Below are 18694 nucleotides of genomic sequence, written 5' to 3' on the forward strand. Positions count from 1 at the left end.
TTTTCGTGGGCGTTTTTACCGGAAGTAGGTCTGGACTGATAGGGTCGCTATGCGCGGGTTGCGCCTTTCTGTGATGGTTGTGGTGCGACTGGTGGTGTGGTTACGACTGCTCGGTGTAGGCACTCTCTACGATACCCTCACGCGGATGTTAGAGTCGGTGTTCGATGTGTAGCCGGCCGTTTGCCCTCTGCGGAAAGGGGTTTGTTCTGATGAAGAGAAGCCTGCAACTGACGACTCCAAGTCACGCCTGCGAAAACAGTTTCTCGTGATGGAGTGTCGGTTGCAATTCTCGACTGCTCGACCTTGCCACGGTTTTCCGCAGGACAAATGTCCGTGAAAATCGGCTGACTGAATTTAGATTGGGCGGGCAGGCGCTGGCCTGCCCGCCCTGCTGTCGCTGGCGGATTCCGGGCGAACGAGGAACGAGCGACTGGAAAGAGCGAGTGACGAGTAAGGGTGTGTGTGGAGTCGTGACTTCTGCGGTTGCAGTCGATTTTACTCTCACGACCACAAAATCAGTCCCAACGAAAATCACTAGACGAAGCCACAACTCACCCTTCCTAGTCCTCTACGCGAACACGTTCAAAACACGCCTCACGTCCAACAGCCCACTCGCAGTCGCCAATCCCGCCCAGACAGCCCCGCCCAGCAGCACCACCGCGACCAACGAAACCAAGCCGGAGACGAACTGGAGCGAGGCGAAGACGACCGCCGACATGACGAGCGCGATGGCGCAGACGAATCCGACGTGGCGGAGCAATCTGGGAATCGAAAGCGACAGTTCGTGGTGCACCACGGCGAGGTTGACCAGCACGTAGACGGAGTGGGTTGCGACGGTTGCGAGGGCCGCCCCGACCGCGCCGAGGGAGGGAATCAGCAGGAGGTTGAGGCCGAAGTTCGCCGCGGAGGTTCCACCCTTGGCAATCGCGCGCTCTCGCGCCCTGCCGAGGTAATCCAGCGCATCGCTGGTGATGAGGGTTATCGCCTGCAACACGGTGTACACCGCGAACACCTGCACGACGGGAATCGCTTCGGCGTACCCCGACCCGAACACCTGCGTCACGACGGGGTCGGCCACGAGAATCAACCCGGCGGCGGCGGGGACGTAGAGCAGGAGGACGTGCTGAAACGTCGTTTCGTACAGTCGGGCCGCAGATTCGCGTTCGTTCCCGGCCTTCTGCTCGCCGTAGGTCGGCGAGATGGTGAATCCGAGCGAGGATGCCGGAGCCTCGACGAACGCCGAGATGGTTTTGGCGAGGTGGTAGTAGCCCGCCGCGGTCGCTCCGGCGATGCCGCCGACCAGAATCGTGTCGATGTACTTGTCCAAAACGTTCGCGCCCTGCGTCGCGGTGAGGGGAACGCTGTATCGCAGTACCCGCCGATTCAGTCCGTCTTCCCGCTGGCCCACCGCGTGCGTCGAGTAAAATCGCCGGTAGAGAACGCCCAGTCCGACGACTGTGGCCAGTGCGTAGCTCGCGACGTAGCCGACCACCGCGCCGACAGCGCCGCCGACGAAAATCACGCCGAGAACGACGAAGACGACGAGGCTGACGCTCCCCGCCGCCCGCGTTACCGCACTCCACAGCACCCGGTTGTAGCCCTGAAACACGACGACGGCGAACGTCGAGAGCGAGTACACCGCGATGTAGGCCCCGCCGAACACCAACAGCGGCGAGAGTTCGGGTTGGTTTGCGATTCGGGCAATCGTCCCGGTGAACACCGTGAAGGCGACGAACACTAGCGCGATTGCGACGAGTCGATACTTTAGGGCGGAGCGCAGGACGTGGGGAACCTGTCCGGGGTCGCGTTCCCGGTACTCCGTGACGTATCTAGCCGCCGATTTCGACGTGCCGAGGTCTGCGAACAGGCCCGCGACGCCGAACACCGCGAGGGCACTGCCGAGCAAGCCGTACTCCTTCGGCGTCAGCAGAAACCGGGTGAGGATGACCACCAGTACGCCGTTCGCGGCGATGTGTACTGTTCGAGCACCGAGCATCGCCTTGAAACCTTGCGCGAAGCCTTTCACATCCATTATTTGATGAATATCTCGTCGTTATTCGATGTAGTAGAGGTCGAAGCCGCCACCCGACTGCACTCGCGAGACTCCGGGGTGGCTGTCGAGTGTTCGAAAGCCGTCTCTCGGGAATCGAAGTCCGCCGAAAACGTCGAGCTCTCTCTGTTTCGCCGCATCAGTGACCGGCAGGTACCGCGGCTCTTCGAACGCCGTCGTGAGCCGACTCGCGGTGAAGTTCTCCTCGGTGGCGTTCAAATCGCTCCCGTAAATCGCCTGCCCGCGCCAGCTTGCCTCTCTACTTTCTTCGTACCCCAAAATCCCGTCCGAGTAGCGCTCTCCGGGCGACCGAAGTCCGGTGAACAGCGCGTCCCCGCGGTTGTCGAACGCGGTTTCGTAGCCCGTCATCTGTGACTCCGAAACGTGCCCTGAAGCTTGGTACATGTACGGCGAGTGAAACACCGTCAGTAGCGAGAGAACGAGCAAAAGAGCGAACAGTCCGGCCGCGAACGCTCCGACCACACTGTCGTTCGGAACCCTCGTTTCGAGGGCATCGACGCCGCGGGCGAGCGCGATGCCGCCGAGAATCGTCACGGGAACCATCATGAATCCTAGTATTCGAAAGTGGAACTGCCCCAAACTCGCCACGAAAAATACCCCGAACAACAGCGTGAGAGGTACCATGCCGACGGCAACGTACTTGCTGAAGGCGCTCGCGTTCGTCCCGCGAACTCGGTCGAGCAACCCGCCGAGCATGAAAAATCCCGCGAAGAGGCTGAACAGCACCCCGACGAGAAACAGTTTCAAGAACAGCAGTCGGATGCTCCCGCCGAGTTGCGAGAGACTCGCCGCGGCGTTCGTGGTGTCGGTCGCAGCCGCCGGATTTTCGAGGAGGCTCGTGACGAGCGCCGACACTGTCCCGCCCGACCGCTCGTGGAGGGGCGTCCACGCCAGAAACGCCAGCGCGAGAAACACGGTCTGGCCGTACAGCGTGCGGTGGCGAGCGATTGCGTGGCCGTTCCGGAACAGTCGGTAGACGAACTGGACGACGACGACGCCGCCGAACAGCAAAATCGCGTTCGCTGCCTGCTGTGGATGGACGAAGACGATGGCAATCGACGCCAGCGCGAGCAGTATTCCCGCCGACGAACCGAGCAGGGGCAATCGACTCCCGTCGGTTACCGTGACGTACTTCGCCAGTAGGTAGAGGACGAGCGGCAGGAACATAATCGCCTGCGAGGTCGGGTGCGGCATGGCGAAGACGCTGATGGCGTTGATGGGCAGAAGCAGGAATCCGGCCAGCGCGGCGAACGTCACGGCGCGGTCATCGTCCGCGATGACCCGCGCCGTCAGTGGAATGAAGAGCAAAAAGACGAGGACGAACGCCGACACCATCACCAACAGTGCCCGTCGAAGCGGTAGTCCGGTCAGTTCGCTGATGACGACGCCGACGGTGTGCGTGCCGGGATACAGCAGTTCGTAGGGTGCCATCGACCCCGTGACGATATCCCTCGCCCACCCGAGATGGGTTAGCGAGTCGCCCGCGCCGTAGAAATGGTAGCCTCGAATCACGGGGAGCGAGACGATGGACAAGACGCTCATCCCACCCAAAGCGAGCGCGAGCGAGCGATACCAGTCGGGTGCCGAAACCGCAACCGCGATTCCAGTCAGGAGGGCGACGCCGATTCCGCCCCAAAAGAGCGGGGGCGTCCCCCGGTAAATCGACAGTTCGTAGGCTCGCGCAGGTGATGTATGTGCCACGAGAACGCCCGCGCTAAGGGCCAAAAAACCGAGAACGAGGGCGCTTTTCTCCAGTCTGTGTGTAGCAGTTCGTGCCATTCGCTCGTCTCCCGCGTCGGCGGTTTCACCCTTTGTTATGGACAGCCTGTCCGAACCAACTCGACCGCTGGCCGCGACCGGATTGGACGAGCAGTTCGGTCGCGTAACCAGCCACGTCGATTTTATCCTCGATGAGCCGTTCTCGCCGCTGCTCGAACGTCTCACGGTCTGCGTCACGAACCAGCGATTTCGCCTTCGTCACGGCGTCTCGATCGTCCGCCGTCGAGTAGAGCAGGCCGTACTCTGCCAGTTCGAGGAAGTTCGTCATGTCGTCCGCCCCGGCGAACGACTGCGCTCTGACGGCGGGCGTTCCGAGAACCGCCGCTTCTGTCGCCATCGTCGCCGAATCGCCCACGTAGAGGTCGGCGAAGGCGAGCAAGTCGTGAACGAGATGCGGCGGAACCGGCAGTTCGTACTCCGCGAACTCCGCCGGAAGCGGCGATTCGCTCGTGACGTACACCTCGCCGTGGTCGGCGAGAAACGACACGAGGTCGCATTTCGCGTCGTGCGAAAAGCCGTTCTGTCCCACATCGTGCAGGGCAGACCATTGGCGAAACCGGACGAGGAAGAACGGTTCTTCCGGATTCACACCGTGCTCTCGCAGGCGATCCGGATTCGGCGTGAACCGCTTCGGATGGAGATACGCGAGTTCGTGATAGCCGTCGTAGCGAACGTGGTTCGCGCCGAAGTCGTCCCGGAACTTCCGCGGCGTGCAGATGACGTGCGCCAGCGGCGTCGTCAGTTTGTGCGACTGCGCGCCTTCGTTGTCTATCCAGACTACACTCCGCGCGCCGACCAGCGGGGCGACGTGCGACACTGCCACGCCCCCGATTGCGGTCATCACGTCGGGGCGAATCCGCATGGCTTCGTGGAGCAGTCGCGCCTCGTAGGTCGCTTGCACGCGAGCCAATCCTGTGAGCGAGTCCGCCTTCCCGGCGAGTACCGTATGTTCGATGTCGTAGTAGTCGAGCAGGTCGAGCGCGATGTCCTTGTCGCGGGCGAAGACGTGAACGTCGTGTCCGTCTTCCGACAGCGACGTGATGACGTGGCGATAGAAGTGGACGTGCGCCGGATGCTGAATAGTGATGATGACCTTCATTGTACAACTGTCTCGTAGACGCTGTGGATTCGTTCTCCCATCCGTTCGAGGCTGATGTCGCGGACGTGTTCGCGCCCGTTCGACCGCCGGGGGTCGGCGAGTACGTCCACCAATCCCGCGACGAGTTCGCCGTCCGAAGAACAGACGTGTGAGGGCGATACATCCGACAATCGGTCGCGCACGTCCCCCACGTCCGTCGTCACGACCGGCAGGTTACAGGCCATCGCCTCCTTCACCGAGTTCGGCGACCCTTCGCTTTTCGAGGGAAGTAACAGCACGTCCGCGGCGTTGTAGTAGTTCGCCATCTCGTCGTGTGGCACACCGAACACGCTCTGGAGTTCGACCTGTCCGTCCACCCGTTCCGCGGTTTCGGCGACGACTCGCTCTGCCCGCGGGAAATCCTTCACCTCGCGGGTCGGCGGATACGGAAAGAGAACTTGCTTTTTCTGCTCGCTCCAGCCGACCTCCTCGCGCGCCTCCGCCTTCGGCATCGGCGCGAACCGCGAGAGGTTGATACCGTGGGGGATGACGTGACAATCGCTGTCGAGTTCCTCGGCCATCCCTTCGGACATCACGATAACCGCATCGCAGTGGCGAGCACAGCGTTTGCTTAGCCACCCGTACTCGCCGAGGAGGTCTGACCCCCACAGCGAGAGGACGACCGGCAATCGCGGTTGCGCCAGCGCCATCGGCGCGGTGAGTCCGTAGTTCGCGTGAATCAGGTCGTACTCGCCGAGCGAGTTGCGCATGACGGTCGGAAAAAACCGCAGGTAATCCGTCGGCGACCGTCGAGTCACGGAATCGTCGCGGGCGCGGTGAATACCTGTCGGGGAGAGCGTTTCCCCACGGACGCCGAACTCGCGGAGCACCCGAACCTGTTCGTTGAAAAAGCGTGCATCCGCGTTCGTCACGAGGTTTAGCACTCGAAGCGAAGATTCCGTGCCGGTACGCGATTGCATAGCTCCCCTCGTCACAGTGGTCGAAATGTCGCCGGAGAACTGTTTTGTTATCCGCCGCTTTATCGACTCGTCCAGCGCGACAGGGCGGTCGTACCCGCACCGCGGAAACTCGTACCCTGAAAACCCGTCTCCCGTCATCGTCTGGACACCGCCGCGGTTCGTCCTATCGATTCCGTCGTCGGAACGGCGTTCGTCGCAACGTCCACGATAACGTCGGTCAGGTTCACCTTGTCCGCGAGATACGAATCGCGTCGCTCACGGAGGCGTTCCTTCGCGGAATCGTCGGCGAGGATGGCGAGCGACCGGGCCAGCACGTCCTCGAAATTGCGGAAGTTGTCGATGAGTCCCTCGCGTTCGAGTTCGAGGAAGTTGCCCATATCGGACTCGCCGACGAAGGAGTTCGACCGAATCGCGGGCGTTCCGAGCAGTGCGGCCTCCGTCACCATCGTTTGCGTATCTGCGACCAGCAAGGACGCCTCCGCCAGCGCGTCGTGTAGTCGTGCCGGGTGGAGGTCGAACGACCGGGAATCGCCGGGGGCCGGATTGCCTCCCTCGTCAGAAACGAACACTGTGGCGTGTTCCGACAGGGCGGAGACGAGTTTTCGTCGCTTTTCCGGCGTGAATCCCGAGTGGCCGACATCGTGGTGCGACCCGAAAGCGTTGAATCGGACGATTGCGAACTCCTCGTCCGGTTCGACGCCCAACTGCTTCCGAATGGTCGGGTCGGGTTCGTACACGTCGGGGTGCAGATAGGCGAGTTCCTTGAAGCCGCGAAACTCGTAATGTTTCCCCCCGAGGTCCTTCCCGAACGTGTGCGGCGTCAGGAACGTGTTCACGAACGGACGGGCGACGGCGTGGTCGATGGTCGTCGGTTCCGAATCCGCGACGACCACGACCGGCGTTCGCGTTAATGCCCCTGCGTGGGCCGCATACGACCCGACACCGAAGATGAGGTCGGGGTCGTACTGCCGAGCGCGCCGGAAGATTTCGAAGTAATGTTCCGGCAGTTCGCGGAACAGGGAGAACTTCGTCGTGCCACACTCGCCGTAGATTTCGTGGGGCAGGTTGTGATACGAAAGCAGGGCGCGGGTACAGCCGTAATCGCGCCCGAGGACGAGTACGTCGTGTCCACGCTCGCGCAGGGTTTCCACCGCGTGGCGATACAGGTGGACGTGCGCGGGCGTGTTGGTGAAAAACAGGTATCTCATCCCCTGACGAACTGGTAGGCTCGTTTTGCCGCGTCCATCGTTCTCCCGCTCGATTCCACGAGGTAGTACGGAACGAGGTCGGCCCCGAACTTCGCTTTGTACCGACAGAGCCGTTCCGTGTTCGCTCCCATCAGGTCGTAGGTGGTGACCGACTCGACCGGCGACCCCGACACGATGTCCTCGATGATGTGCCAGTGGACGAGGCTGTTCACGCTGGTTCCCTCGTAAACTGCTCTCGCGCCGCCCTGCCAGAAGTACGCCGCGTCGTTGGAGTACAGAGCAGTAATCCCGCTCCGGTAGTTGCCCGACGAATCGCGGGCCACGTAGGTCTGGGCGTGGTCGTCCAGCCCCTCCCACAGGTCGCGGACGTATTCCCACGACAGACCGAGGGTTTCGCCCTGCTCGTCGTATCGGTCAACCGTATCCGTGTACACCTCGTGTGCACCTTCGAGTCCCTCCTTCTCGACGCTCACCTCCAACTCCTTCGCGTCCCGAATCTCGCGCCGAAGGCTCTTGCTGAACGATTTTTTCACCGCCTCCGCCGTCGTCGATTCGAGGTCGAGATGGTACGTGAAGTACGGTTCCACGTCCAAATCGCCCCAGACGTAAGGGCGCGGGTCGCCGTAGGCGGTTCCACAGAGCATCCGGAACAGGGTCAGCCCGGATTCCATCTGCTCGCCCACGCGCTGTGCAACCGGGGAATCGAAGCCGACGCGGGCGAGTTGTCCCGTGTAGTCGGTTCGAATCCGGTCGAGCACCGTCTCGGTGAACTCGCGGTTTACTTTCTCTTGCTTCCGTCGCTTCGGACTCGTCGGCATCAGAATCGGCCCGAGTCGCGGTATCGCCAGCCCCGGCGGCGGCGAGAGCGCGGCGGTTCCGAGCGGCCCGTTTCTGACGACAACCGGAAGCAGGGCAATCGCTTGCTGTCCTTTGAATCCCCCGTACAGGCGAAGTTCACCCGCCGTGTGACGCTCGACTGCGGCGAGCGCGTCGGGGAGGTGAAACACCTCAAACCCGCTTTTGGGGAGATGGTCTTCCCATTCATCGAGGTCTAAACGTTCGACTCTCATTCGTCTCGCCAGTCGATAGCGCCGGTTTTCACTTTGTTATCCTCCACCTGCTTCGAAAAAGGGTGCCCAGAACTCGCGTCAGGTGATGGCTACGGCCCGTGTAGGTTCGCCGTGCCGGTTGGCTTCGTAGTTAGGGGAGAGAGCCTGTCACAGAGGTCGCCCGGTGGGCCGACCCACGCACCGCGTTCCAGCGCCCCCTCGATGAGTTTCCGATACAGTCGGCGGTGACCGGGGAACTCGTCCGCGAACATTCGAGGGTGCCACAGAATCGTCATCACCGCATCGTTTTCCGCGGCTTCGTCAAGCAGTTGTTCGCAGGTGTCCCACGCCGTCTCGAACTTCGTTCCGGGGTCGGCCACCGCGATGTCCATCATCGTCAGCGGGAAGACGAGGAAATCGTCGTCGAAGGGTCGTTTCACCTCGTAGCCGTGCTGGAAGCCACATTCACTGCTCGACCCGAGCGTTGCATCGTATTTCAACCCGATTTCGCGGTGGTGATTCCACGTCGATTCGCCCCGATTCAGGTGGTGCTGGCGACCGCCGCGAACCGTGTGACCCAGCGCGGCTTCGAGCGCGGTTTTCTGCTCGCGGAGCGCGTCTGGGTCGTCGTAGGAATCGTAGGAGCCGTGAAGTCCGATTTCCCAGCCGCCGTCGTCCAGTTCGTGAAGCACGTCCAGAATGTCGGTGTCGAACAGGTCGTACCGGCCCAGATGTTCTATCCAGTAGCGCGGCGTGAGCCACTCATCTGGCGATTTGTTGAAAATCGACTCCTCTTGGAGGAAGTAAAACGCCGAGCGAACGCCCAACGAATCCTCTAACTCCATGATTTCCTCGAACTGCCACCACGGGTTGACACCCGGCAACAGCCCCTTGAGATGGCGAGGGTTTCTATCCGAAAGTGCGTAATAGGGGGCCTGTATCCCCTTGTACGGCCTATCCACGTCGTGCGTTAAACACAGCTCGAACTCATATCCCGGTAGCATTGGTAAGCACCTCCACGATTCGTTCAGCAGCGCTCCCGTCGCCGTAGGGCGCGGGCTTCTCGTCCGGTTTCGTCGCATCGCGCATCGCACGCCGAATCGCTTCTCCGTCGGCACCGACCAGCGTGTTCCATCCGCTTTCGACCGTTTCGACCCACTCCGTCTCTTCGCGGAAAGTGACACAAGGCGTGTCGAGGAAGAACGCCTCTTTTTGCACCCCGCCGGAGTCGGTCGCCACGACCGCCGCCGAATCCAGCAGGGCGACGAACTGGCGGTAGCCGACGGGGTCGGTGAGCGTCAGTTCGCGCTCGGCCTGTTCGTACAAGCCGAACTCTTCGAGACGGCCCACCGTTCGCGGATGCGCTGGCAGGACGACCCGTCTTGGGTCGTCAGCCAGCGCGGAGAGGATGGTTTCCAACCGCTCCGGGTCGTCGGTGTTCGTATCCCGGTGAACCGTCGCGAGGACGAACTCCTCCTCTGCGATTCGGAAATCGGAGAGGATGCTTTCGTCCGCTCGCTCTCGCGCCCACAGCAGGGCGTCGTACCCCACGTCGCCCGTGAAGTGGACGCCCTCCGTGATTCCCTCGCGTTCGAGGTTGTCGAGCGCATCGGGGGACGGCGCGAGCAGGAGGTCGCCGCCGTGGTCGGTGAGGACGCGGTTCGTCTCCTCCGGAATGTCGCTTCCGCTGCGCATTCCGGCCTCGACGTGGGCCAACAGCGGTTCCATCTTCGACGCCGCGATTGCGGCCGCGAGCGTCGAATTGGTGTCGCCGTAGACGAGCACCGCGTCGGGGTTCTCGTCCTCGATTCGCGCTTCCAGTCCGGCGAGCATTTCGGCGGTTTGCTCTCCGTGCGATTTCGACCCGACGCCGAGATTGTAGTCCGGGCGTGGAATCGACAGCTCTTCGAAAAACACTTCGGACAGTTCTTCGTCGTAGTGTTGACCGGTGTGAACGAGAACTTCCTCGTGGTCGTTCCGTTCCTTCCGAAGTTCGCGCGAAACGACGGCGGCCTTCACGAACTGCGGGCGAGCACCGACGACGGTTAGCACTTTCATTCGTCGTGCACCTCCCCGTCGTCCCGTGGTTTCCACTCGTCTTGTTCTTTCCAGTCGTCTTCCATCTCGCCGTGAACTTCCAACTCGTCGCGTTCTTCCAGCCCCTCGTTCGCGTGCCTGTCGAACGTCATCGCGAGCACGAGACAGAGGCCGCCGAGGAGCGTCGCCGAAAGGCCGTCGCTCGTTTCGCGCCGATTTCGAAGCAGGGTGAGCAAGCCCGCACCCGTCCCCAGCGCTCCGAGGCCGTACAGAAACGCGAGCGGGTGGAAATCCCTGACGAGGTATTTCGCCTTGAGTCGCCAGAGGAATCCCCACAACAGCAGTGCGGACAGTTTCGGCACGAACGTCGAGTACCGAATCGTGCTCTGTTCATTACCGTACACCGCAGGCATGGTCACGTCGGCGACCCGCATGTCGTGGACGTTCAATCTGACCAGCAACGCATTTGCGAAGCCGTAATCGTCGTAGACGGCTTCGATGTCCAATTCGGAGAGCGCGCGTCCTGAAATCGCTGTGTAGCCGTTCTGCGGGTCAGCCATCCCCCAGTAGCCACTGGCGACCTTCGTGAGGAAGGTGAGGAGCCAGTTGCCGAAACTGCGCCACGCCGACATTCCTTCGCGGAATCCGGGCGTCGAAAGCCGGTTCCCTTTGGCGTAGTCGGCGCGCCCATCGACAATCGGTTGGATAACGCGGGCCAGCATGTCGGGCTCCATCTGTCCGTCCCCGGCCATCACCGCGGTCACGTCGATTCCGTCCTCCCGAGCGCGACAGTAGCCGGTTTTGATGGCCGCGCCGACGCCCCGATTCTTCGAATGTCGAATCGGGACGACGCGCTGGTCGAACGGGGAATCGGCGTCACCACCGTCGGTAATCGGAACTGTTCGCCCGGCGTGGGCGCGGATTTCGTCCCACGTTTCGTCGGTCGAACGGTCGTCTATCGCGTACACCCTATCGACGAACTCCGGCACGGTGTCGATGACGCGTCCGACCAACCCTTCCTCGTTGTACGCCGGAATCACGACGGCGACGGTGTGTCCCTCGTACATTCAGTCACCTCCGATGGTGTAGACCCGATGATTCGTCCACGACAAGTCGAGGGCGTCCCGGCCGTCCACGACCACCATCGGGTCGAACCCGGCCCAGTCGATGCCCGCGAACTCGTCGTGGTCGGTGACGAGGATTGTGGCGTCGAACTCGTACTCGCCGAGGGATTCGAGCGCGACCTTCGTCGCGTCGAATCCCGAGATGTCGTCCAACATCGGGTCAACCGCGAACACTGCCGCACCGCGCTCCGTGAGGTCTGCGCAAATCGGCTTTGCGGGAGTTGCTCGCGTTTCCTCCACACCCGGACGATACGTCAGTCCGAGGACGAGCACCCGCGAGTCCGACACCGATTTTCCTTCTTCTGCGAGCAGTTCCGCAGTTTTTTCGACCGTGAAGGCGGGCATGGAATCGTTCACCTCACGAGCAGTTCGCAAAAGCGGGAACTCCGCGTCGAACTGCCCGATGAGGAAGTACGGATAGTACGGAATGCAATGGCCTCCGACGCCCGCCCCCGGTTTGTGGATGTCACAGAACGGTTGGGTGTTCGCCGTTTCTATCGCCCCGTTGACGCCGATTCCGGCGTCGTCGGCGATTGTGGCGAGTTCGTTCGCCAGTGCGATGTTCACGTCGCGGTAGACGCCCTCGAACACTTTCACCGCCTCCGCGGTCGTCGCGTTCGGCACGGAAATCACGTCGTTGTCGGTGAGTTCGCCGTAAACGAGTTCCGCGACTCGGGTGCTTTCGTCGTCCACTCCGCCGACGACCTTCGGGTAGGCTCCGCGGATGTCCTCCAAGGCGCGCCCGCTTGCGGTTCGCTCCGGACAGACCGCGACCCCGAACTCCTCGCGCGAAAGCCCGCTTTCGCGCTCCAACAGTGGGAGCAGTTCGTCCCGGGTCGTTCCCGGTGGAACCGTGCATTCGATGACGACGAGGTCGCCGGGTTCGAGTCCTTCCGCGATGGATTCGGCCACCGACTGGAGGATGGCGAGGTCCGGTTGGTTTTCGTCCGTAATCGGCGTCGGCACGATGACGACGTGAATCGCGGCCTCGTGCGCCGCCTTCGTCGGCGATTCGACTGCCCGAAGCGCCCCCGATTCGACCGACTCGGAAACGAGTTCCGGGAGTTTGGGTTCGCGCTTGACGTGGCAGTCGCCGCGATTGATGGCCGAAACGACTTCCGGGTCGATATCCGCGCCGACGACGTTTCCGCATGTTTCGGCGTACACCGCTGCGAGCGGCAGACCCATCTTGCCCAGTCCGTACACCGCCACTGGGACGTTTCCCGAGCGGAACGCTTCGCGCTGGTCGGCGGCGTCAGCGTCGCTTCCGTAGAGCGTTTTTGCTTCTCGCAGGCTCACCCGAGATGCACCTCCTGTTCGGGCAACCCAGACGCCAACTCGTCGATTTCCTGCGCGACTTCGAGGACTCGAAGGCCGTCCTCGCCGGTCACGACCGGCGTCGAACCCGTGGTCACACTGCGAACGAACGACCGAAGTTCGTTCTTCAACGGTTCGCCGTTTTCGACAGTTGGCCGTTCCACGATGCTCTCGTGGCGGTAGCGCAGGTCGCCGTTGTCCTCGATATATTCCGGCATGGAATGACGGTGAATCTCCACCGATTGATTCGTGTAATCGACGTTCACCCGGCACTCTTCCGCCGTAATCGAGAGCTTTCGAACCTTTTCCTGCGTCACGCGACTCGCCGTCAATCCGGCGACGACGCCCCCATCGAACTCGATGTTCGCGCTGGCGTAGCGGTTGTCCTGCGTTCCGACCGCGGTCACCGAGGTAATGTCGTCGTCCACGATGGAGAGCAGAACGTCCAAATCGTGAATCATCAGGTCCATCACCGCGCTCACGTCCACGGCCCGCCCCTCCGGTGGCGGGCCGAGTCGCTGTGCGTCGATGGCGATGATGTCCAGCTCGGAGACGATTTCCGAGAGGGTTCGAATCGCCGGGTTGAACCGTTCGATGTGACCGACCTGTATCGTGACACCCGCGTCTTCTGCGCGTGCGATTAGGCCTCGGCCTTCCTCCGGTTCCGCGACGAACGGTTTTTCGACGAGGATGTGAACGCCACCCTCGATGCACCGTTTCGCCGTTTCGTAGTGGTAGGGCGTCGGCACAGCGATAGAGGCGATGTCCGCCTCGCGGATTGCTTCCTCCATACTCACCGCCTGCGACCCGTGGTCGCGGGCGGCCTCGGATGCTCGATTCTCGTCCACGTCGTGAATACCGACGAGGTTGACTTCCGGCAGTTCGCTGTAGACGCGGGCGTGATGGCGACCCATACTTCCGACGCCGATAACGACCGCGTTGACTGATTCACTCATAACTCGTAATCACGGATGCAATGGTTCGCACGTCGTCGTTCGACAGCCCCGGATGAATCGGGAGCGAAAGCACTTCCTCCGCGGCCTGCTCCGAAATCGGGGCATCGTGTTCGACGTGTCGGTACGCTGGCTGTTCGTGGATTGGCGTCGGATAGTAGACGCCGGTTCCGACGCCCTCCGATTCGAGATACTGCTTCAGACCCTCGCGGTCGTCCGTGCGCACGGTGTACTGATGGTAGACGTGCCGACGGTCGTCCGGTTCGACGGGGGTCGTTACGGACGACCCCTGAAGTCTGTCGGAGAGGTACGCCGCGTTCGCGCGCCGGGTTTCGTTGTACTCCGGCAGGCGCGACAACTGCACGCGACCGATTGCCGCGGCCATGCTCGTCATGCGGAAGTTGTGGCCGAGGCGAACGTGGTCGTAGCCACCTCCCGCGGTTCGACCGTGGTTGATAAAACTCGCCGCGCGCTCGGCCACGTCTCTGCGACACGTCGTCACCATCCCTCCTTCCCCCGTCGTCATGTTCTTCGTCGGATAGAAGGAGAAACAGGCCGCGTCGCCGAACGACCCGACGGGTTGCCCGTCGAACGCCGCGCCGTGCGCTTGGGCGGCATCCTCGACGAGCGGGATGTCGTGCGTTTCGGCGATGTCTTCGAGATGGCCCATGTTCGCTGGCAAGCCGTAGAGGTGAACCGGGAGAATGGCGTCCGCCTCGTGCTCCCGAACCGCTTCCTCCGTGGCATAGGGGTCTAGCGTGTACGTCGCCGGGTCGATGTCGGCGAAGACGGGTTCCGCCCCTGCCAGTCGAATTGCGTTCGCGCTGGCGACGAAGGAGAATGGCGAGGTGACGACCGTATCACCCTCTCCGATTTCCAATGCGGCGAACGCGGCGTGGAGGGCAGTCGTCCCGTTGCTCGCGGCGACACCGAACTCCGCTCCGCAAAAGTCGGCGAACTCTGATTCGAACTTTCTGACTTCTGGGCCGTCCGCCAACTGCCCACCTTCGAGGCAGGCGACTGCCGACTCGATTTCTTCTGCTCCCAATTCAGGGTCGGCGATGGGAATCAAATGTCGTTTCCTCCCTTCAGCGACTCGGGGAGCGGACGGTGTTCGGCGGGTGCGCCGACCGCGAGGGTTCCGGGCGGAACGTCGTCTATCACGACGGCACCTGCCGCGACGAAGGAGCCTTCGCCGACCGTAACGCCGGGCAGGAGCGTCGCATTTGCGCCGATCGAAACGTCGTCCTCGATTGTCGGACCTTCGAGTTCGAACGAGCGCCGAATCGGGTATCGGTCGTTCGTGAACGTCGCCGACGGCCCGATGAACACGCGTTCTCCGATGGTGGTGTTCGTCGGCACGTAGACGTTCGTCTGCATACTCACGTGAGAGCCGATGGTCGTCTGTCCGTCAATGACTGCGTTCGTTCCGACGACGACTTCGTCGCCGATACTGGTCTCTTCCCGGACGAGCGCACCGTGGCCGGTCGAAAATCCGTCACCAATCGTTACGTCGTCGTAGATGACTGTTCCCGACCGGATGGTCGCATCGTCGCCGATGATGGGGTCGGTGGAGTCCTCGGAGTAGGCGTAGCCGACTGTCGCGTCTGCATGGACGCTTCGGTCTTGACTCTGCGGTTCGGTCACCGGTGACCACCCCTGTCGGGACACGGGTCGCAGGGCGTGTCAGTGGTTAGTAGTGAGTTCATAGGTTGGGTCGTGGATAGCCCGTTTCGGCCGTGAGAACGGCGGACGGGCGTTATTCTCTCCATGCCTACCAGTCCTCTTTGTTATACGCTCCTTGGCGGGTGGTAGTTCGAGACTAGCCCCGACACGGGCAGTTGAATCGCCGTAATCTCCGTTTCGAGGTCGAAATGACGGGATATACGCCGACTGGCCGTCTGTATGGCGACGCTACCCCCGAACAGCACCGTGGTAACAAAGTGTAGCAGTGGCGATAGCCGGTGTATGCGGTGGTGGCATCCGTGACTGCGGGGTGGTCACGAAGCGAAGGAGGTGTACTGTTTCCGATGAGTGGTCGCCAAAGTCTATCTTCACACGATGGCTAGTTCCGGACTCTCACAGGACCAAGTGTTCGAAGTTCTCAAGAGTCCGCGACGGCGGTACGCGCTCTACTACCTACGAAGGGAGGGGGGAACTGTCGAACTGTCTGGTCTGACCGAGCAAGTCGCAGCGTGGGAAAACGATACGACGACCGCCGAAATCACGAGCGACCAGCGAAAACGAGTGTACATCTCGCTCTACCAGACGCATCTCCCGAAGCTGGACGATGCCAAAATCATCGAGTACGACCGCGAAGACGGGAAAGTAAGTCTCTCGCGTCGCGCACGGGAACTCGACACCTACCTCGGCGACGTCTCCCGGCCCGAAATCCCGTGGGATAGATACTATCTGGCGCTTTCTGCGGGAAGCATTCTGCTCGTTCTCGGCGTCTGGTTCGAAATCTACCCGTTCGTCCTCCTTTCGGGAATCGCAACCGCGATAATTATTCTGGTCGCCTACGCGCTCTCCGCCATCGGCCAGTATATATACTACCGGCGGCGAACCGTGCGGGGGACGCCGCCGGAACTTCGGCGGGCAGAAGGGCAGTAGCCGCGTTTTTACGGTTGATTCTGTTTCAGTCCGCAGAACTTCGCTAAATCTACCGCCTACAGACATCGAAACGGGTAAATTGTTCCTTCGATGAAATATCTTCATGTCCACGACTGGCAGTGACGTCGAGATTCCATCGGAAGCAGCTGCCGTGGCACGGCGGTATCACCGTCTCGAACGTGCAAGCAGCAGTGCCATGGCCGTACTTGTCGCCAGTGTGGTTGGATTGGCGATTTTGTTCTTCCCCCTACTCATTGGACTCCTCGTTGCACTCGTCGTCATCGCAATGTTTCGGATTCCGCTATTCCGAAGCAGTGGGAAAATCCAACTAACGTCCAACGCTGCCCCCGCGACAGTTGTCGCCGAGTTCGAGAGTGCAACACCACCTGTCCTCGTCTTGCAGTGGGGAATCGCGGACAGCATCCACCCGACGCCGGACGGTGCAACCTACGACTTCTCGTATCTGTTCGGGCTGCGGTCGGTGAGCATGGAAACGAAAATCAGTTCGGTCACGCCTGTTGACAACGGTTCAGCGACGGAACTAACGCTGGACATCACCACGAATGGCCAACCGTGGGCAACGTACAGAATCACGATACACGAGCCCGAAACGGAGACAGTCGTGGATGTCGAACTGATACCAGAACGCCGGTTCGGACTCCGACGACTTCCGCAGTGGTTGGTCGCTAGCTACTACCGCACCGATGCGCTCTCGGCACAGGGCTACAAAGTAGTCGAACGCGACGAATCATTCTCGCTGTAGCTACTCCAGTTTCAAAACAAGAAAAACGCCCGCGAGGAACCGAGATTTCCTACACCCTGTCTTCGACGTTGCAGACCGAACTCGCTTCCGCGAGGATGAAGGCGTCGTCGCGGAGCATCTCCTCGTCTTTCGGGAGGAACATGAGCCGTCCCTTGTCGTTGTCGCTGGCGCGAATCACGTCCCACTCGTCGATTTCGTAGCCGAGGTCGCCTTCGAGGTCGGGGTCGGCGGGAAGACGTTTCCACTGAACGCTACTCATTGGTTCTGCTCCACGCTGACCCACGCTTTCGCGCCGCCGTCGATTTCGATGCGCTTTAAGTCGCCGGAGAACCGGTAGGCGTCCGTACCGTCGATGACGCGGCCTTTTACCCGCTTGCCGGAAATCGTATCGAAGTCGTTGATAGAACCGAGGTCGTCGTCTTTCGCGACCGAACCGCCAACGTCGAAGGAGTAAGTACTGACTCCGTCGCCCTTGCTTCCGTCGATGACGAGCGTTTTCGGCAGGCCGAGTTTGCCGGGCGTGACGCGCTTTCCGTTCAGGAAAAGCGTCGCATTACCGTCGAGGCTGAATTTCGTGAGGGTTCCGGCGAACTGATAGCTGTCGGTACCGCCAGCGACCGCACCGGAGACGGTGCCGTTCTCAATCGTGTCCTCTTTGCTCTTCGACCCGCCTCTCTCGGTCGATTTCTTGACCTTTCCAGTGACCTCGAACTCGTAGTTCGCTTCGGTCGAGGCGTCGGAACTCGAAATACTCAGGACGTTCGGAAGCCCCTGTGCTTTGGCCTGTTTCTGCTGAGCCGCCTGTTTGCGGTTGCCAGAACTGCCGCCAGCGCCGCTCGCGGCCTGTTCTGCGGACATCGGGACGCCCTTCGGCGGGGTCAGGTCAGCGGCTTCTCCTGTCCGGGTGTTCGTTTCGGTGACGGTGCCGCCGTCGATGGTGGCGATGTCGCCGACGATGTCGCAGTTTCGAAGGTGGGTTTCGCCGTACCACGACCAGATTGCGCGCGTGTTGGTGGAACCGGGGGCAGAACAGCCGACGCCGCAGGGTTGCGCGCCGGTCGTGTCGATGACCGTGTTCGTCACGTTGCAGGGTCGCGTTTTCGAGTTGAGTCGAACGTTCGAGATGGTGTTGCCCTTGAAGTACGAAGATTCGACGTGGAGGTTACCGCCGTAGCCCTGCGCGCCGGGGCCAGAGCCGTACAGGCCGTTGTCTATCATGCCTGCGATGTGGACGTTTCGGAAGGTGATGGTGCCTTGATGGGGCAGGTTCGCATCGACCCAGATGCCGCCACTCTTGGTTCGTGGTGCCTGTCCGTCGCCCATGTAGACGTTCTCGATGAGAGCGGTACCCTCCGGGTCGGAGACGCCGGGCGTCATGAGGTAGTGGCCGCCAGGGTGTTCGCCCTTGAATCCGACGTTCCGAATCGTCCATCCGGAACCGCTCGTCGTGATGAGCACCGATGCGCCGCTCGCGCTCATGTCGATGAGTTTGTTCTCGAACGTTTCTCCGTCGCCGACCGCGATGGATTTTGTCTCACCTGCGGGGACGGTAATCGTCTCGTACTCGTTCGCGCCGACCGTGGAACCGGTCGCCGCGAACGTTGCTGCCGTTGCACCTGCAAACTTCAGGTACGAGCGTCGATTCAGAAGGCCCTTTCTCTTGGAACCGCGTGCCGTTTCGTCGCGTGCCATGAATTCAATGCCACATTACTGATTTAAGTA

17 protein-coding genes are annotated in these 18694 nt (G+C 61.5%); 2 read left to right on the plus strand and 15 right to left on the minus strand.

What is annotated here, in order from left to right; all coding sequences use genetic code 11:
- Positions 1 to 568: 568 nt before the first annotated feature.
- From BW974_RS08535 to BW974_RS08595, 13 genes are all read right to left on the minus strand, one after another.
- Positions 569 to 2032: a flippase gene (locus tag BW974_RS08535; RefSeq protein ID WP_076429722.1), complete on the minus strand. Its 1464-nt coding sequence runs from the start codon at positions 2030 to 2032 to the stop codon at positions 569 to 571.
- A 21-nt stretch (positions 2033 to 2053) separates the two neighbouring features.
- Positions 2054 to 3850 carry a hypothetical protein gene (locus BW974_RS08540; RefSeq protein ID WP_076429723.1) on the minus strand — a complete coding sequence of 599 codons (1797 nt, stop codon included), beginning with the start codon at positions 3848 to 3850 and terminating at the stop codon, positions 2054 to 2056.
- 25 nt (positions 3851 to 3875) lie between these two features.
- Positions 3876 to 4949, minus strand: a complete 1074-nt coding sequence (locus BW974_RS08545) for a DUF354 domain-containing protein (protein ID WP_076429724.1) — start codon at positions 4947 to 4949, stop codon at positions 3876 to 3878.
- Positions 4946 to 5872: a glycosyltransferase gene (locus BW974_RS08550; protein WP_076430313.1), complete on the minus strand. Its 927-nt coding sequence runs from the start codon at positions 5870 to 5872 to the stop codon at positions 4946 to 4948. Before BW974_RS08550 ends, BW974_RS08545 begins: the two co-directional genes overlap by 4 nt.
- Before the next feature lie 170 nt (positions 5873 to 6042).
- Complete coding sequence (locus BW974_RS08555; protein WP_076429725.1) at positions 6043 to 7116, minus strand: DUF354 domain-containing protein; 1074 nt, start codon at positions 7114 to 7116, stop codon at positions 6043 to 6045.
- Positions 7113 to 8186 carry a GNAT family N-acetyltransferase gene (locus BW974_RS08560; RefSeq protein WP_076429726.1) on the minus strand — a complete coding sequence of 358 codons (1074 nt, stop codon included), beginning with the start codon at positions 8184 to 8186 and terminating at the stop codon, positions 7113 to 7115. The genes BW974_RS08555 and BW974_RS08560 overlap by 4 nt, the downstream gene beginning before the upstream one ends.
- An 89-nt stretch (positions 8187 to 8275) precedes the next feature.
- Positions 8276 to 9169 carry a polysaccharide deacetylase family protein gene (locus BW974_RS08565; protein WP_076429727.1) on the minus strand — a complete coding sequence of 298 codons (894 nt, stop codon included), beginning with the start codon at positions 9167 to 9169 and terminating at the stop codon, positions 8276 to 8278.
- The gene (gene wecB / locus BW974_RS08570; protein ID WP_076429728.1) at positions 9153 to 10223 is read right to left on the minus strand and encodes a non-hydrolyzing UDP-N-acetylglucosamine 2-epimerase; all 1071 of its coding nucleotides are present in this window, start codon (positions 10221 to 10223) and stop codon (positions 9153 to 9155) included. Before wecB ends, BW974_RS08565 begins: the two co-directional genes overlap by 17 nt.
- Positions 10220 to 11269 (minus strand): glycosyltransferase family 2 protein, encoded by a 1050-nt coding sequence (locus tag BW974_RS08575; protein WP_084186218.1) that lies wholly within the window; start codon positions 11267 to 11269, stop codon positions 10220 to 10222. The genes wecB and BW974_RS08575 overlap by 4 nt, the downstream gene beginning before the upstream one ends.
- On the minus strand, positions 11270 to 12625 hold the full coding sequence (locus BW974_RS08580) for a nucleotide sugar dehydrogenase (RefSeq protein WP_076429729.1): 1356 nt from the start codon (positions 12623 to 12625) through the stop codon (positions 11270 to 11272).
- Entirely contained in the window at positions 12622 to 13599 is a 978-nt protein-coding gene (locus BW974_RS08585; protein WP_076429730.1) for a Gfo/Idh/MocA family protein, read from the minus strand. The genes BW974_RS08580 and BW974_RS08585 overlap by 4 nt, the downstream gene beginning before the upstream one ends.
- Entirely contained in the window at positions 13592 to 14668 is a 1077-nt protein-coding gene (locus tag BW974_RS08590) for a DegT/DnrJ/EryC1/StrS family aminotransferase (RefSeq protein ID WP_076429731.1), read from the minus strand. The genes BW974_RS08585 and BW974_RS08590 overlap by 8 nt, the downstream gene beginning before the upstream one ends.
- Entirely contained in the window at positions 14665 to 15243 is a 579-nt protein-coding gene (locus BW974_RS08595) for an acyltransferase (RefSeq protein WP_076430314.1), read from the minus strand. Before BW974_RS08595 ends, BW974_RS08590 begins: the two co-directional genes overlap by 4 nt.
- Positions 15244 to 15657: 414 nt before the next feature.
- On the opposite strand from BW974_RS08595, the gene BW974_RS08600 reads away from it, so the two are divergent.
- Both BW974_RS08600 and BW974_RS08605 read left to right on the plus strand, forming a co-directional pair.
- Positions 15658 to 16209 (plus strand): DUF7344 domain-containing protein, encoded by a 552-nt coding sequence (locus BW974_RS08600; RefSeq protein WP_076429732.1) that lies wholly within the window; start codon positions 15658 to 15660, stop codon positions 16207 to 16209.
- Positions 16210 to 16312: 103 nt separating this feature from the next.
- Complete coding sequence (locus tag BW974_RS08605; RefSeq protein WP_076429733.1) at positions 16313 to 16972, plus strand: hypothetical protein; 660 nt, start codon at positions 16313 to 16315, stop codon at positions 16970 to 16972.
- A gap of 49 nt (positions 16973 to 17021) precedes the next feature.
- Here BW974_RS08605 and BW974_RS08610 read toward each other — a convergent pair whose 3' ends face one another.
- Both BW974_RS08610 and BW974_RS08615 read right to left on the minus strand, forming a co-directional pair.
- Positions 17022 to 17231 (minus strand): hypothetical protein, encoded by a 210-nt coding sequence (locus tag BW974_RS08610; RefSeq protein WP_076429734.1) that lies wholly within the window; start codon positions 17229 to 17231, stop codon positions 17022 to 17024.
- The gene (locus tag BW974_RS08615; RefSeq protein ID WP_076429735.1) at positions 17228 to 18664 is read right to left on the minus strand and encodes a hypothetical protein; all 1437 of its coding nucleotides are present in this window, start codon (positions 18662 to 18664) and stop codon (positions 17228 to 17230) included. The genes BW974_RS08610 and BW974_RS08615 overlap by 4 nt, the downstream gene beginning before the upstream one ends.
- Between the last annotated feature and the right edge of the window lie 30 nt (positions 18665 to 18694).

Origin of the sequence: Haladaptatus litoreus (assembly GCF_900156425.1) — an archaeon.
GTDB classification, from domain to species: Archaea; Halobacteriota; Halobacteria; order Halobacteriales; family Haladaptataceae; genus Haladaptatus; species Haladaptatus litoreus.

Coding starts and splice junctions, on each gene's coding strand:
- BW974_RS08535 (WP_076429722.1), bottom strand. CDS start 2,032: ATGGATGTGAAAGGCTTCGCGCAAGGTTTCAAGGCGATGCTCGGTGCT.
- BW974_RS08540 (WP_076429723.1), bottom strand. CDS start 3,850: ATGGCACGAACTGCTACACACAGACTGGAGAAAAGCGCCCTCGTTCTC.
- BW974_RS08545 (WP_076429724.1), bottom strand. CDS start 4,949: ATGAAGGTCATCATCACTATTCAGCATCCGGCGCACGTCCACTTCTAT.
- BW974_RS08555 (WP_076429725.1), bottom strand. CDS start 7,116: ATGAGATACCTGTTTTTCACCAACACGCCCGCGCACGTCCACCTGTAT.
- BW974_RS08560 (WP_076429726.1), bottom strand. CDS start 8,186: ATGAGAGTCGAACGTTTAGACCTCGATGAATGGGAAGACCATCTCCCC.
- BW974_RS08565 (WP_076429727.1), bottom strand. CDS start 9,169: ATGCTACCGGGATATGAGTTCGAGCTGTGTTTAACGCACGACGTGGAT.
- wecB (WP_076429728.1), bottom strand. CDS start 10,223: ATGAAAGTGCTAACCGTCGTCGGTGCTCGCCCGCAGTTCGTGAAGGCC.
- BW974_RS08575 (WP_084186218.1), bottom strand. CDS start 11,269: ATGTACGAGGGACACACCGTCGCCGTCGTGATTCCGGCGTACAACGAG.
- BW974_RS08585 (WP_076429730.1), bottom strand. CDS start 13,599: ATGAGTGAATCAGTCAACGCGGTCGTTATCGGCGTCGGAAGTATGGGT.
- BW974_RS08600 (WP_076429732.1), top strand. CDS start 15,658: ATGGCTAGTTCCGGACTCTCACAGGACCAAGTGTTCGAAGTTCTCAAG.
- BW974_RS08605 (WP_076429733.1), top strand. CDS start 16,313: ATGTCCACGACTGGCAGTGACGTCGAGATTCCATCGGAAGCAGCTGCC.
- BW974_RS08610 (WP_076429734.1), bottom strand. CDS start 17,231: ATGAGTAGCGTTCAGTGGAAACGTCTTCCCGCCGACCCCGACCTCGAA.
- BW974_RS08615 (WP_076429735.1), bottom strand. CDS start 18,664: ATGGCACGCGACGAAACGGCACGCGGTTCCAAGAGAAAGGGCCTTCTG.